Source organism: Gilvimarinus algae, assembly GCF_030518215.1.
GTDB lineage: Bacteria > Pseudomonadota > Gammaproteobacteria > Pseudomonadales > Cellvibrionaceae > Gilvimarinus > Gilvimarinus algae.
Genome location: NZ_JAULRT010000032.1, coordinates 14610 through 27898, shown reverse-complemented (window position 1 = coordinate 27898; position 13289 = coordinate 14610). Strand labels below are relative to the sequence as shown.

Here is a 13289-nt window from a genome sequence, read left to right as displayed (position 1 = left end):
AACTAAGCGGCAAGGAGACAAGCGCGCGATGAACCGATACCCCCCTTTTAGTGGCACTGTGGCGCCTCTGATGAAAACAGCTGCAGCCGCCACCCTGGCGCTCAGTCTTGCCGCCTGCGGTGGCAGCAGTGGCAGTCCCACCACGTTGGAGCGAGTGCAGGATTACTACGGTGTTTCCAGCTCATCGCCCAGCCAGGGCGGCAATTCCAGCCCATCCAACAGCAGTTCATCGAGTAGCTCAAGTGTCTCCAGTAGCAGTTCCAGCAGCAGCTCTTCGAGTACGTCATCGAGCGGTAACGGAAACTACACCTGGGTAGAGGGCGTCTTCCCGCCGGAGGATAATTTCTGGTCCCAGTGCGCCGACCCACGCCAGGGCATTGCCCCATACAACGGCCAGCCCTACCCGGATGAGCAGGGTAGCTACGTAGACGAGAACGTGTTTTTGCGCTCGTTCAGCAATAATTATTATCTGTGGTACGACGAAATCACCGACCGCAACCCCATGCTCTATACCACCACCGAGTATTTCGATCTGCTGAAGACGACTGCCCGCACTCCCTCGGGCAACCTCAAAGATCAGTTCCACTGGTACGACGATACCGACAGCTATCGCGCGCGCACCGAATCGGGTATTGCGGTGGGCTACGGCGCCCAGTGGGCGCTGCTGGCCAGCACCCCGCCGCGCGAAGCGGTAGTGGTATTCACCGAGCCAGGCTCGTCAGCGGCCAACGCCAACCTGGCCCGTGGTGCACGTATTCTTGAAATCGACGGCGTCGATCTGGTCAACGACAACTCGCAAGCGGGCGTGGACACGCTTAACGCCGGTCTCTTTCCCTCAGAGCTGGGCGAAAGCCATACCTTTGTGGTGCAGGATTTGGGCAGCAGCGCCACCCGCGAGATTACCCTCACCGCCGGCGAGCTGACCGTCAGCGCCGTCAACAAGACCGCGACCATCGACACGGCAACCGGCACCGTGGGCTACCTGCTGTTTAACACCCATATCGCCACGGCCGAGGCCGAGCTGGTGAGCGCCATTACCGCCATGAGCAATGCCGGCATCAGCGATCTGGTGTTGGATTTGCGCTACAACGGTGGCGGCTATCTGGATATCGCCAACGAGCTGTCCTATATGATTGCCGGCAGCAACGCCGCAGGTAAAACCTTTGCCAATACGGAGTTTAATGACAAGCACCCCACATACGATCCCTTTACCGGGGAGCGGCTCGACCCCATCGCCTTTCACACCACCACGCTCGGCTTTTCGCTGACCGAGGGTCAAGCTCTGCCAACGCTCGAGCTCAACCGCTTGTATGTACTGACCGGCGGCAATACCTGCTCAGCCTCTGAGGCAATTATCAACGGCCTGCGCGGTGTGGATGTTGAGATTATCCAGATAGGTGGCGCCACCTGCGGCAAGCCCTACGGGGCCTATGTGATCGATAACTGCGGCCTGTCCTATTTCACCACCCAGTTTAAAGGCACCAACGCCAAGGGCTTTGGCGACTACGCCGACGGCTTCTTCCCCGGCGATGCCGGCAGCAGCAACCAGGCAGAGCTGCCAGGCTGTGCGGTCGAGGACGACTTTGACCACCTGCTGGGCGACCCAGGTGAGGCCCGCCTTGCTGCGGCGCTGCACTATCGCGCTACCGGCAGCTGCCCCTCGGCACCACAAGCCAAGGCCACCACCGCCGCGGCCAGCAAGCTGCAAAAGGCCATCGACGCCGGCGCCTCTGACGGTTACATCCATCAACCGCGCGGTATGGGCGATATGCTGCTGAGGCACCCCCAGTGAAACGCGCAGCGATCTTGGCGGCGGCCACACTCCTCGCCGCCTGCCAATCGGTTGAGACCGGGCCGCGGGCCGCCGTGCTGGTGGCCCCCGATGACACAGTGCGTACCGAACTTGTGAGCGCCGTGTCCGAGGCGCTGGGCACCAAGGTACGGCTGTCCAGCCGCGCCCTGACCGACCAGCCGACCCTGACGATAGATGCGCCCTCACAGGCGCGCATTGAAAACGGCGGTGACCAGGGGTTGTTGATGGGACGGCCGGATCGTTTTTCTCTGTGGCTGACCGGCGATACCTGCGCCGTGCGACACGATCAAACCGATCGGGAATGGGTACTTGAAAACGCCCGCTGCAAACCGGTGAACGCGGCGCGTTAGTTCCGGGCTGGGAGCGCTTAATGCCCTCTCAGCTTATTCACCACGCCCTGCACTGTATCGAGCAAATCTTCGAAGGGATTAAACGCTTCTTCATGGGCGGCAGGCACAGAATCCCCCGCTAGGCGCTCGGCGATCTCGGGTCCGTATAACCTCGCCGTAGCGATCATCACAATCAGTGTGACAAGTGTCAGCCTGAAAAGCATAAAAGTCCTTTTTATCCGGCTCCATTAAAAACGCTCGATATCCACACCTCTGGCCTTCAGCAGCTGTGGTACCCCTTCCGGGCCGACCAGATGCAGGGCGCCGACCATCACCAGCTCAGTTTCAGGCGTATTCAAGTATTGATCCAATTGCGTCAGCCAAGCTTGATTACGGTGGGTAAGAATCGTGTCGTAGAGCGAGCGGGAGTATTCCAGCATCGGCTCGGCGCCCAGTGTGTAAATGGCCTTGTCATCGCCGCGCTTAAACGCCGCCACCATTTCGTCCATCAGCTGGGGCAGCTGCGCCATGTCCTCCAGGGTGTAGCGGATAAAATCGTTGGGCTCGAGCTCGGCCATGGCCAGAATAAACTCGAGCTGCTCATCGGGTGTTTCCAGGGCTTTCAGGGGTTTGCCCTGCTCTTTGGCCAAGCGACTGAAACGCACCTCGACCCCCTCGGCAAAACCGAGCTTCTGCATCTCCAGCACCGACAAGGTCAGTGCGACAAAGGCCGGCTGAAAATTGGCCAGCGCCTGCATCGGCAAGCCTCGCTCACTGGCGAATTCACGCAGCTGGGTGTACACCTCGGGCTTGAGCACACTGGACAAACTCTCTCCGGGTGGCAGGGTCATTTTCTGCGCCATTTTCATGCCAAAAACCGGCGACTGGACCTCGTCCATATCGGTTTCAAGCACCACCACATCGGCCTTGGCAAACACGCTTTGGTAGTCCGCCGGCAGGGGGTAATCCGATGGCTTGAGCATGTGAATGGTGCCGGCAAGGTAGACCTTGTTCTCCCCACGGGACACTTCCCACACCAAGGAGTCGGCCAGAGCCGGCAGGGAGACAATCAGAGACAAAAACAGCAGAGTTCCTTTCATGATGATTCTCACGCAGTCAGTAAAAACGTAACGGGGCCGTCGTTGATCAGAGACACTTGCATATTGGCGGCAAACTCTCCGGTGGCGACGCGCGGGTGACAGGCCTTGAGCTCCCCAACAAAATAGTCGTAAAGTTCGCGCGCCTGCCCGGGGCTCGCCGCCGTGGAAAACCCCGGGCGCAGACCTTTGCTGGTATCGGCCGCCAGAGTGAACTGCGATACGGCGAGCACGCCGCCATCGACTTGGGCGACATTTAGGTTCATCTTGCCTTGCTCATCGGAAAACACCCGATAGGCGAGCACTTTTTTCAGCAGCTTATCCGCACTGGCGCGGTTGTCTTCGCGCTCAACACCGAGTAAGAGCAACAGCCCCTGATCTATCTCGCCAACACACTGGCCGTCTACCGTCACTGAGGCACGACTGACGCGCTGGATCAAGCCTCTCATCAGGCCAGGTGATCGGTTTCGTGGCGCAGCTTGCGCGCCAGATCATCGGTGGCGCGAATCAGGGCATCGACAATACCGGCCTCGCGCGAGGCGTGACCGGCGTCGCGAATAATCTGCAGCTCGGCATCGGGCCAGGCACTTTGCAGCGCAAAAGCGTTATCCAGCGGGCAGACCATGTCGTAGCGGCCGTGGACAATCATGCCCGGGATGCCCGCCAGCTTGTCGGCATTGTTGATAATCTGGTTGTCCTCAAGAAACGCTTTGTGGACAAAGTAGTGGGCCTCAATACGGGCCAGCGCCAGTGCCTTGAAAGGGTTAGAAAAAGCGTCCACTACATCCTGGTTGGGCCGCAAGGTGGCACAGCGCCCCTCCCACAGGGACCAGGTCTTGGCCGCCGACATTTTCTGCAGCTCATTATCACCGGTCAGTCGCTGGTAGTAGGAGCGCATAAGGTCATGGCGCTCATCTTCGGGAATCGGGGCGAGAAAATCCTGCCAGTAATCGGGGAAGATGGCACTGGCGCCATCTTGATAAAACCAGTTGAGGTCGCGCTCGCGACATAGGAAGATGCCACGCAAAATCAAACCCAGCACCCGCTCCGGGTGGGTTTGGGCATAGACCAGCGACAGCGTTGAACCCCAGGAGCCGCCAAACAAGACCCACTTGTCGATCCCCAGAGATTCGCGAATCACCTCTATATCACTCACCAGCGCCTGGGTCGTGTTGTTTTCAAGCTCAGCGTGGGGCGTCGAGCGGCCACAGCCGCGCTGATCAAACAGGATGATGCGGTAGTGTTCGGGATCAAAGAATCGGCGGTCGTACTTGCCACAGCCAGCCCCGGGCCCGCCGTGGACAAACAGCACCGGGATACCCTCTGGGTTGCCGGACTCATCGACATAGAGCTCATGGGGCGATTCAACGGGAATCTGGTGGCGAGCGAAAGGTTTGATTTCCGGGTAAAACATCAACATTTAGGGCGGCCCTGCTAGGCTGAAAGTCAGCAGTTAATGATCAGCCTGCAACTTAGCACACAAAGCCCCTGGGAGGGAGTCCCCGGCGCACTGCGCCGGGGCTTGAAACCGGTTGTTCGGGCCGAAAGGCCCGCTAACGGATTTTAGTTACAGCCCTGTCCGGTAAACGCATCGGCCACACCCTGCAAGGCCGGTTTGGCAGACAAGTCGGCGTTAAACAGCAGCGGCCAGACATCGTCGTAATTCGCCCCTGCCGCATTGGCAAACTGATTCATCAGCCAGCTCTCGTCATCGGTCAGTCCCCAGACGGTCAGGCCACCGCGCAGCTCGGCCGGCACTGTATCCAGATATACCTGCGCAACTTGGCAGAAGCGCTGTTTCTGATCGGCGGCCAGCTCCTCGTCATACTCGGGCAAAGCCGGGGCACCGCCACCACCATAGGGGTTGACCACGGCGATATCCAGCTCAGTGATTTTAACCTTGAGCCCCATATCCACCACTTGCTGGAAGGCGTTTTCAAAATGGCTGAGCGAGGGGTAGTCCATGTAAATGTGCATCTGGAAGCCGACACCATCAATAGTGCCTTCTTCTTTCAACGCCTCGGCAATTTGCAGGGTTTTATTCAGCCGGGTTGTGTTGGCGGTGTTGTCGTAATCGTTGTAGTACAAGTCAATACCGGGCCCGGCATCGCGCGCCGCCTGAAACGCCACTTTGAGGTACTCGGGAATGTCACCCTCAGCCGCCGGGGGCAATTCATTGTAGAAGACCGAACGGCGGAAACCATCTGCCGCGCCCTGATCCACCGCCTCGTTGACCACGTCCCAGCTGGTCACCACCCCAGGGAAGTCGGTTTCAAAGTGCTCGACAACGCCAGTGACGTGCTCGGTCAGCATGGCGGCAAAATCACCTTCGTAGTTATTCATAAAACCGGGCACCTGGTAGCTGGAGTGCCATACCAGGGCGTGGCCGTGAATGGTCATGCCATTGGTTTCGGCAAAGCCCACCAGCTGATCGGCATCGCCAAAGGTAAAAGTGTCTTCCTGTGGGTGCAGGTAGCTCATTTTCATGATGTTGCCGGCTGTCAGCTGGCTGAAGTGGCGGGTAATCACATCCTGGCGGGCACTGGCATCGCTGTGATTAAAAATACTGTAACTTTCATTGGCCGCCGAGACCGCAACACCGACCGGGAAATCCGATGGCGTAACGGCGTAGAGATCGAAGTCAGGCTCAATAGCAATCGGGCCCTCAGAGCTGCTTGATGAGCTGGAGCTTGAGGACTCTGAAGATGAAGACTCGGAGGATTCACTGGACTCGCTGGACTCACTCGACGAGCTGACACTGGAGGAGCTGGACGATGACGACAGGAAATCATCGGACGAGCCACCGGAAGAACCGCCACCGCAGGCGACAAGCACCGCACTGCAGGCACAAATAAGGGCATTTTTCAGTAGAGCAGACATAGTGCACCTTTCTCATTTATTTTGCGTTATTGTAAATGGGTCTTGTGGCATCTGGGCGCCACTTATTGTCATATAGACCATATTAATGCAAACTTTCACCCGATACAAGGAGCGGCCATGAGCCCCAGCCCCGTGCGCTGTCAGTGGTGCAGCGAGGACCCGCTGTACCGGGAATACCACGACACTGAATGGGGCCTGCCCTGCTACGACAAGCAACGCCTGTTTGAGCTGCTGTTGCTCGAAGGGGCCCAGGCGGGACTCTCATGGATTACGGTGCTGAAAAAGCGCGAGCACTACCGCAAGGTCTACGCGGGCTTCGATCCAGCCAAACTCGCGCGCTTCACGCCGGCCAAACAGGAAAAATTACTCAGCGACCCGGGCATTATCCGCAACCGGCTCAAAGTGCAAAGCGCCGTCAAAAACGCCCGGGCCTACCTGGCCATGGAGAAAGCCGGTGAGGACTTCGCCGAGTTTCTCTGGGGTTTTGTCGATGGCAAGCCACGGCAAAACCGCTGGCGCACGCTCAGCGAAGTGCCCGCCAGTACAGCCGAATCGGACGCCATGAGCAAGGCGCTGAAACGGCGCGGCTTTAATTTTGTCGGCAGTACCATATGCTATGCCTTTATGCAGGCCGCCGGTATGGTCAACGACCACACCCTCGACTGCTTTCGTTACAAACCCTGTGCCGCTCACAGGTGAGCACATCACGCCAACAGGAGAACCCTATGCGTTTTACCCGATTACTGCTCTGTCTGGGCCTGGCCGGGCTGCTGACGGCTCCCGCCCTCAGCGCCGAAACCATCGACAGCGAACGCGCCAGCTTTGAGCTTGAAACCGTCGCCGAGGGCCTGAAAAACCCCTGGGGCCTGGCGTTTTTGCCCGATGGCTCCATGATCGTCAGCGAGCGGGCGGGCAACCTGCGCCTGGTCAACCCCAAGGGTAAGCTGGGCGAGCCACTGCAAGGGTTGCCGAATATCGTGGTTAAGGGACAGGGCGGCCTGCTGGATGTGGCCGTAGACCCGGATTACGCCAGCACCGGCTGGATCTTTTTCAGCTACTCAGAACCTGGCGAGCGGGGCAACAGCACCGCCCTGGCGCGGGCGCGCATCGAAGGCAAGGTCCTGGTGGATGTCACCCGCATTTTCAGCCAAAAGCCCAAGGTCGAGAGCAACGCCCACTTCGGCTCGCGCATTGTCTTCAAGGGGGATGGCACTTTGTTCTTGACCCTGGGGGACCGCTACTCCCGCATGGACGATGCACAAACGCTGGACAACCACCACGGTAAAGTCATCCGTATCAATAAAGACGGCAGCGTCCCGGCAGACAACCCCTATGTGAACACCGAGGGCGCCCTACCCGAAATCTGGTCCATCGGCCACCGCAACATGCAGGGGGCCGCCATGCACCCCGAGACGGGCGAACTGTGGAGTGGCGAGCACGGTGCCCAGGGCGGCGACGAAATCAATATTGACCGCGCCGGGGTGAACTACGGCTGGCCTGTCGTCACCTACGGTGAAGACTACGGCGGCGGCAAAATTGGCGAAGGCTTTAAAAAAGAGGGAATGGAAACGCCCATTTACTACTGGCTGCCATCGCTGGCCACCGCCGGCATGACCTTCTACACCGGCGATCAATTCCCCAAGTGGCGCGGCGATCTGTTTGTCGCCAGTCTACGAGCCGAGACCCTCTCGCGGCTGGATATCGAAGGCGAGCGCGTACTGCATGAAGAGCGCCTGCTCGCCGATGAGCTGGGTGAGCGCCTGCGCCATGTGGTGCAGGGGCCGGATGGCTACCTTTACCTGCTAACCGACCAGAGCGATGGAAAAATCATTCGCCTGAAACCGGCGAAGTAAAATCAGACCCCGCGCAGTGACATCACGGCGCGGGGTCAATCACCAATTTCATTTCATCCAGCACAGGCCCTTCTCCGGCGATCATTTCATCGTAGGGCGATTGGGTCACCAGCCAGGCCTCGGTTTTCCCCTGCTCGGCCCACCAGCACTTCACCGCGTAGAGACTGACAAATTTTTTCGGCCGCCCAGAGGGCTCTTTAATCACCTGCCAGTCCGGCATGCCACCGGGAGGCTCGTGCCCGTAAGCGGCCAGGTAGTGGGTGCAGTCGCTATAGGACAAAATCAACGCCCGTTCACCGCTCGCCATAGACGCCTCCCGTGTCGCGCTCGGGCTCAATCCAGTCGCAGCGCCGCGCTCGCCGGCTGGCCCAGCGTTCGTAAGCAGCTTCAGCCAGGCCCCGAAAGCCCGGCCAGAGCAAAGGCTTGAACAAAAAGCCCACGGGCGTAAATGACCAGGCGGCGACATTGGCCTCCAGTCCAATGGCCCAGCTTTTATCGGCAAACTGCAAGTGCAGACGGCGCAGCATGTGCTGGCGCTGGTAGGCCGACACTTGCGCGGTGTGCACATCCATGAGTGTCAGCTCATGGCGCTTCAGACGCTGTAACAGAGTCATTTCGCGGCGGCACAAGGGGCACTTGCCATCAAAGTACAGAATCGCAGGCATGGCTTCGCCTCTGATTTGAGTGATTGTTTTGCTCAATACGTCGTATAGACAAGCGGCGATCAAAACGCACAACCGAACTGATAGAATGCGACAAACCTTTGCGGGACCGAGACATGGCACAGACTTATCGGGCACTGACGGAAAACGCCCACGACATCGTAAAACACCAAACGCGCACCGGCGTGCTGCTCACCAACCTCGGCACACCCGATGCGCCGGATGCCAGCGCACTCAAACGTTACTTGGCCGAGTTTCTTTCGGATCCGCGCATCATCGAAATTCCCCGCCTGCTGTGGAAGCTCATCCTGCACGGGATTATTCTGCGCGTGCGCCCGAAACGCTCGGCCAAACTCTACGCCAGCGTCTGGACTGATGAGGGATCACCGCTGCTGGCCATCAGCCAGCGCCAGTGCAGTGCCATTGCCGCAGCACTGGGAGACAAAGCCCTGGTGAGCCTGGGTATGCGCTACGGTAACCCATCCATCGCCAGCGCGCTGCGCGAGTTGCAGGCGGCGGGAGTGCGCAAAATCATTGTGCTACCGCTCTACCCACAGTACGCCGCCGCCACGGTCGGCTCCACTTTTGATGCACTCGCCCGCGAATTAATGCGCTGGCGCTGGGTGCCGGAGCTGCACTTTGTCAGTGGCTATTGCGACAACGAGCGTTACGTCGAGGCGCTGGCCCAATCATTGAAAGACCATCTGGCCGCCCACGGCCGGCCGGACAAGTGGGTATTCAGTTACCACGGCACCCCGAAGTTCTGCCTGGAAAAGGGCGACCCCTACTACTGCTTTTGCGTCAAAACCACTCGCCTGGCCGCGCAAAAGGCCGGGCTGGCACCGGAGGATTGCCTCACCACCTTTCAGTCGCGCTTCGGCAAAGCCGAGTGGCTCAAGCCCTACACCGACAAAACCCTGGAGTCCTTACCCGAGCAGGGCGTGAAACACATCGCTATTCTCAGCCCCGCCTTCAGCGCAGACTGTCTGGAAACCCTGGAGGAGCTGCAGGTAGAAAACCGGGAAATTTTCACCCAGGCGGGCGGTGAGACTTATCACTACATTCGCGCACTCAACGACCGCGAAGACCACATAGCGGCGCTGGTCGATGTGCTGGAAAAAGCCGGGGTAGGGCAATCAGACGGCACCTGAGTCAGGTGGCTGGCTACCAGAACCCGTGCACCATTTTAACGGCCAGGCCGACCATCATCAGGGCAAACACCTGCTTTAAGCGCTTGACCGGCAGATGATGGGCGAGTCTCGCCCCGAGCGGCGCCGTGAGAAAACTCATCGACGCCATGGCCAGCACAGCGGGCCAGACCACATAGCCCAGGGTCATAGGCCCCTCGGCCTGGGTCCAGCCATTCACCACATAACCCAGGGCGCCGGCGGCGGCAATGGGGATACCCAGCGCTGCCGAGGTGGCAATGGCGCGAGTCGGGCTCTGATTACACCAGATCATAAAAGGTACGGTCAGCGAACCACCGCCGATGGCCACCAGCGCCGAGACACCGCCAATACCGGCACCCACTCCAAACATGCCGGACACAGAGGGCAACTGCCGCTCGGGCCTCGGCGCTCGCCCCCAAATCATATAGGCGGCAATGGCGGTCATAAACACCGCAAAGAACAGTGCCAGGGGTTTCGCCGGTAAGTAAGCGGCAATAAAGGTAGCGGCAAAAGTGCCCAGCAGCACGCCGGGCGTGAGCTGGTAAACGGCTTGCCAATGCACGGCGCTGCGGCGGTTGTGGGCGAGCGTCGAGGCAATCGCCGTGGGGACGATAGCGGCCATGGAGGTGCCCAGGGCAAAGTGCACCAAATGCTCGCTGCCAAAGCCCTGCGCGCCCAAGAGCACGACCAGCACCGGCACCATAATGCCGCCGCCACCAATTCCAAGCAGCCCGGCAAAAAAACCGGTGATGGCACCGAGTGCCAAATAGCCCACCAGCCATGTTTCCATTGATGCCCCCTAGGGCCTGTTGACACTAATTTAGTACAGCCTGTTGCGACTAAAAATTCGCCAATCAAGGCGCGAGGAGAGTGGTTTGGTCACTCCAAATGAACGACGAGCAAGGCTTACCGCCTCCTGCTCTCGCGCCTCACCTGCATCCATGCAGGCGACGCCCAGTGGCGGATTTTTAGCCGCAACCCGAAGGGCAAGAGCCAGTTTTGTCCCCAGCGTTGTTGCCGAGACCCAAAGCACTCGCTGCGCTCATGGGGCCAGCTTTCGCTTATTTGGAATAACCAAACGACGCTCACGGCGCCTAGCTGGAAACAAAACTGGCTTCCAGCAGGCGTATTAAATTAGTGTCAACAGGCCCTAGCTCAAGGCGGCAGATTACCCGCCCAGATGCAGGGGCGCAATCAGTCCTCTGACTTTGGCGCGCCCGGCCCCTCGCGCTCGAGCCGCTCAAGCTCCCGGCGGTAGCGCTCGAGATCCTCCCAATCGTAGGGCGAGCCAACATTCAACCCCTTTTCCAAATGGGCGGCGCGCTCGCGGGCATTGTGCTCCAGCGAGTGCTCCTCGGCCTCTTTTTCCTCTTGCTGCTTTTCGTATTTTTTCAAAAATTCTGATGCTTTCATGATGACCTCCACGGGGCTGCGTTCGATTACCCCTGCTACCTCTTCCGACCCGCTGGCGACGGCTCGGGTTCAGTCCACTATAATGGCGTGCCAATTTACACCCGAATTCCCCCGAGGCAATTGATGAGCCGCGAGCGCTTTGAAAAATTCAAACAGGTATTGCGCCAGCGTCAAGCCGACATGACGGTGCTGACCGACAAAGTGCACAAAGCCCAGAATATTTCGGCCATCCTCCGTACCGCCGAGGCCGCCGGCATAGGCACCATCCACATGGTCAAACCCGAGCGCGGCCACCTTGTCTACCACAATACGGCAGGCGGTATCGGGCGGTTTACTGAGCAGGTGGTGCACGACACCATTGAACAGGGGTATGACCATCTACGCGACCAGGGCATGCAGCTCTACGCGGCACACTGGTCCGATCGCGCCATCGATTACCGGGACGCGGACTTTACCCAGCCCTTTGCCCTGGTCATGGGCGCCGAAAAGCACGGGCTCAGCAACTATGCGGCGCGCGAAGCCGATGCCCACCTGACCATTCCCATCATCGGTCTGGTGGAGAGTTACAACGTCAGCGTCGCTGCCGCGATTATCCTGCAGGAGGCCATGGCTCAGCGGACCGCCGCCGGCCTCTACGAGCGAGAGGTTGCCATAGACGAGCACTACCACCGCACCCTGTTCGAGTGGATGCACCCAAAGATGGTCAAATACTGTCGCAAGCACAAACTGCCCTATCTGCCGCTCGACGAGGACGGCGATATCATGCCCCCCGAGGATGCGCGCTATCGCCGCCCCTTTGACGACTAGCGGCGGCCTGCCGGTGGTATTGCCCGGCCCCGTGTAATAGTATCGGGGCAGAGCTTGGCGGCCGTCGTGGCGCCCGCCTCAAACGTTCACGGACCGACTCAACGGAGTAACCACAATGGCATCAGTTTCAAAGTACCTTCTCTCGCTGTTCCTACTGGTTCTCGGCCTCGCCATCAGCGGCGCCCAGGCCGATGCACTGGACGACATCACCAAGCGTGGTACCCTGCGCGTCGGGGTCTCACTGTTCACGCCCTGGACCATTCAAAATGAGGAGGGCAAGCTCGCCGGCTTTGATGTGGACGTGGCGCGTAAAATAGCCGACGACATGGGCCTGAAAGTTGAACTCAAAGTCTACCCCTGGGAAGACATTATGCCGGCCCTGAACAAAGGCGAAATCGACTTGATTGCCGCCGGTATGGCCATCACGCCGTCGCGCGCTTTAAAGGTGGCCTTTTCTCAGCCCTATTCCGAATCGGGCGTCACCCTCGCCACGCACACCGCCAACACCAAAAACATCAACTCCCTCACCGAGCTGAACAAAAAAGAGATCACCATCACCGCAGTCAAAGACTCCATTGGCGGTGACCTGGCCGCCTCGGTGTTTGACAAGGCAACGCTGACGCTGTTTGAAAAACCCGAGCAGGCAGAAAAAGCCGTTTTGGAAGGCAAGGCCCACGGATATGTGGCCAGCAGCCCCATGGCCAACATTCTCGCACTGACGCACCCGGAGGTTGTTGACCTGCCACTGCCGGAGGCTCTGCTGAGCTACAAAATCGGCTTTGCGGTACGCAAGAACGAGCAGTCACTGCTAAACTTTTTGAATGCGTGGATTGTGTCTCGCACAGCCGATCGCTGGCTGCCGGCGAGCGCAAATTTCTGGTTTGAAAGTCTGGAGTGGCAGGAGGCGCAATAAGATGGCGCTCAAATATTCTCTGGCAATATTCTTGGCAGCGGCTGCGGGCGCTCAGGCGCAAAACAGTGACTCGGGCGCCGACTACTCCGACAGAGTCGTCGAGGAGGTGATTGTCACCGCGCGCGACTGGCGCAAGCCTAAAGCACCCGAGCTGCCCGAGACGCCGCGCTGGCAAATCACCGATGAAACCCGCGAAAAGCTCGGTAGCCGTATGCAATTTGGCTATGACCCGGTACTGGAAGAAATCCGCAACACCGACAACCGCATCAAGGTCCGCGGCAATGTGCGCGAGCCCGAACCGGTTACCATTTTCCGCGCAAATTTTTAAACCCCTGCCGATTCAGGTGCCCGCG

17 protein-coding genes are annotated in these 13289 nt (G+C 59.2%); 8 read left to right on the top strand and 9 right to left on the bottom strand.

All coding sequences use genetic code 11. From position 1 onward, the window contains the following. Positions 1 to 28 precede the first annotated feature (28 nt). Positions 29 to 1792, top strand: a complete 1764-nt coding sequence (locus QWI16_RS01590; RefSeq protein ID WP_302710969.1) for a S41 family peptidase — start codon at positions 29 to 31, stop codon at positions 1790 to 1792. Continuing rightward, entirely contained in the window at positions 1789 to 2163 is a 375-nt protein-coding gene (locus QWI16_RS01585; protein ID WP_302710967.1) for a hypothetical protein, read from the top strand. Before QWI16_RS01590 ends, QWI16_RS01585 begins: the two co-directional genes overlap by 4 nt. Positions 2164 to 2180: 17 nt before the next feature. Here the strand turns inward: QWI16_RS01585 and QWI16_RS01580 are convergent, their stop codons facing one another. From QWI16_RS01580 to QWI16_RS01560, 5 genes are all read right to left on the bottom strand, one after another. Next, positions 2181 to 2366: a hypothetical protein gene (locus tag QWI16_RS01580; RefSeq protein ID WP_302710965.1), complete on the bottom strand. Its 186-nt coding sequence runs from the start codon at positions 2364 to 2366 to the stop codon at positions 2181 to 2183. A 24-nt stretch (positions 2367 to 2390) separates the two neighbouring features. Next, positions 2391 to 3242 (bottom strand): TraB/GumN family protein, encoded by an 852-nt coding sequence (locus QWI16_RS01575; protein WP_302710964.1) that lies wholly within the window; start codon positions 3240 to 3242, stop codon positions 2391 to 2393. Positions 3243 to 3250: 8 nt separating this feature from the next. Continuing rightward, positions 3251 to 3688 carry a D-aminoacyl-tRNA deacylase gene (gene dtd / locus QWI16_RS01570; protein WP_302710963.1) on the bottom strand — a complete coding sequence of 146 codons (438 nt, stop codon included), beginning with the start codon at positions 3686 to 3688 and terminating at the stop codon, positions 3251 to 3253. After that, positions 3688 to 4659 (bottom strand): prolyl aminopeptidase, encoded by a 972-nt coding sequence (gene pip / locus QWI16_RS01565; protein ID WP_302710962.1) that lies wholly within the window; start codon positions 4657 to 4659, stop codon positions 3688 to 3690. Before pip ends, dtd begins: the two co-directional genes overlap by 1 nt. Before the next feature lie 143 nt (positions 4660 to 4802). Next, positions 4803 to 6119 carry an endo-1,4-beta-xylanase gene (locus QWI16_RS01560; RefSeq protein WP_302710961.1) on the bottom strand — a complete coding sequence of 439 codons (1317 nt, stop codon included), beginning with the start codon at positions 6117 to 6119 and terminating at the stop codon, positions 4803 to 4805. Between the two features lie 117 nt (positions 6120 to 6236). Between QWI16_RS01560 and QWI16_RS01555 the strand changes: the two genes are divergently transcribed. After that, positions 6237 to 6818 (top strand): DNA-3-methyladenine glycosylase I, encoded by a 582-nt coding sequence (locus QWI16_RS01555; protein ID WP_302710960.1) that lies wholly within the window; start codon positions 6237 to 6239, stop codon positions 6816 to 6818. Positions 6819 to 6844: 26 nt separating this feature from the next. Then, positions 6845 to 7972 carry a PQQ-dependent sugar dehydrogenase gene (locus QWI16_RS01550; protein ID WP_302710959.1) on the top strand — a complete coding sequence of 376 codons (1128 nt, stop codon included), beginning with the start codon at positions 6845 to 6847 and terminating at the stop codon, positions 7970 to 7972. Between the two features lie 22 nt (positions 7973 to 7994). On the opposite strand, the gene QWI16_RS01545 is transcribed toward QWI16_RS01550, so the two are convergent. Then, entirely contained in the window at positions 7995 to 8279 is a 285-nt protein-coding gene (locus tag QWI16_RS01545; RefSeq protein WP_302710958.1) for a DUF6482 family protein, read from the bottom strand. Then, entirely contained in the window at positions 8266 to 8637 is a 372-nt protein-coding gene (locus QWI16_RS01540) for a thiol-disulfide oxidoreductase DCC family protein (RefSeq protein ID WP_302710957.1), read from the bottom strand. The genes QWI16_RS01545 and QWI16_RS01540 overlap by 14 nt, the downstream gene beginning before the upstream one ends. A 113-nt stretch (positions 8638 to 8750) precedes the next feature. Here QWI16_RS01540 and hemH point away from each other — a divergent pair, with 113 nt between their 5' ends. Then, positions 8751 to 9785, top strand: coding sequence for a ferrochelatase (gene hemH, locus QWI16_RS01535; RefSeq protein ID WP_302710956.1), 1035 nt, complete (start codon positions 8751 to 8753; stop codon positions 9783 to 9785). A 13-nt stretch (positions 9786 to 9798) separates the two neighbouring features. Here hemH and QWI16_RS01530 read toward each other — a convergent pair whose 3' ends face one another. Both QWI16_RS01530 and QWI16_RS01525 read right to left on the bottom strand, forming a co-directional pair. After that, complete coding sequence (locus QWI16_RS01530) at positions 9799 to 10593, bottom strand: sulfite exporter TauE/SafE family protein (RefSeq protein ID WP_302710955.1); 795 nt, start codon at positions 10591 to 10593, stop codon at positions 9799 to 9801. Between the two features lie 404 nt (positions 10594 to 10997). After that, a complete protein-coding gene (locus tag QWI16_RS01525) occupies positions 10998 to 11216 on the bottom strand; it encodes a peptidase S14 (RefSeq protein WP_302710954.1) in 219 nt (72 codons plus the stop codon). Positions 11217 to 11339: 123 nt separating this feature from the next. Between QWI16_RS01525 and trmH the strand changes: the two genes are divergently transcribed. From trmH to QWI16_RS01510, 3 genes are all read left to right on the top strand, one after another. Continuing rightward, positions 11340 to 12023 carry a tRNA (guanosine(18)-2'-O)-methyltransferase TrmH gene (trmH, locus tag QWI16_RS01520; protein WP_302710953.1) on the top strand — a complete coding sequence of 228 codons (684 nt, stop codon included), beginning with the start codon at positions 11340 to 11342 and terminating at the stop codon, positions 12021 to 12023. 115 nt (positions 12024 to 12138) lie between these two features. Beyond that, positions 12139 to 12936, top strand: a complete 798-nt coding sequence (locus QWI16_RS01515; protein WP_302710952.1) for a transporter substrate-binding domain-containing protein — start codon at positions 12139 to 12141, stop codon at positions 12934 to 12936. Position 12937: 1 nt separating this feature from the next. Beyond that, on the top strand, positions 12938 to 13264 hold the full coding sequence (locus QWI16_RS01510) for a hypothetical protein (protein ID WP_302710951.1): 327 nt from the start codon (positions 12938 to 12940) through the stop codon (positions 13262 to 13264). Positions 13265 to 13289: the final 25 nt, after the last annotated feature.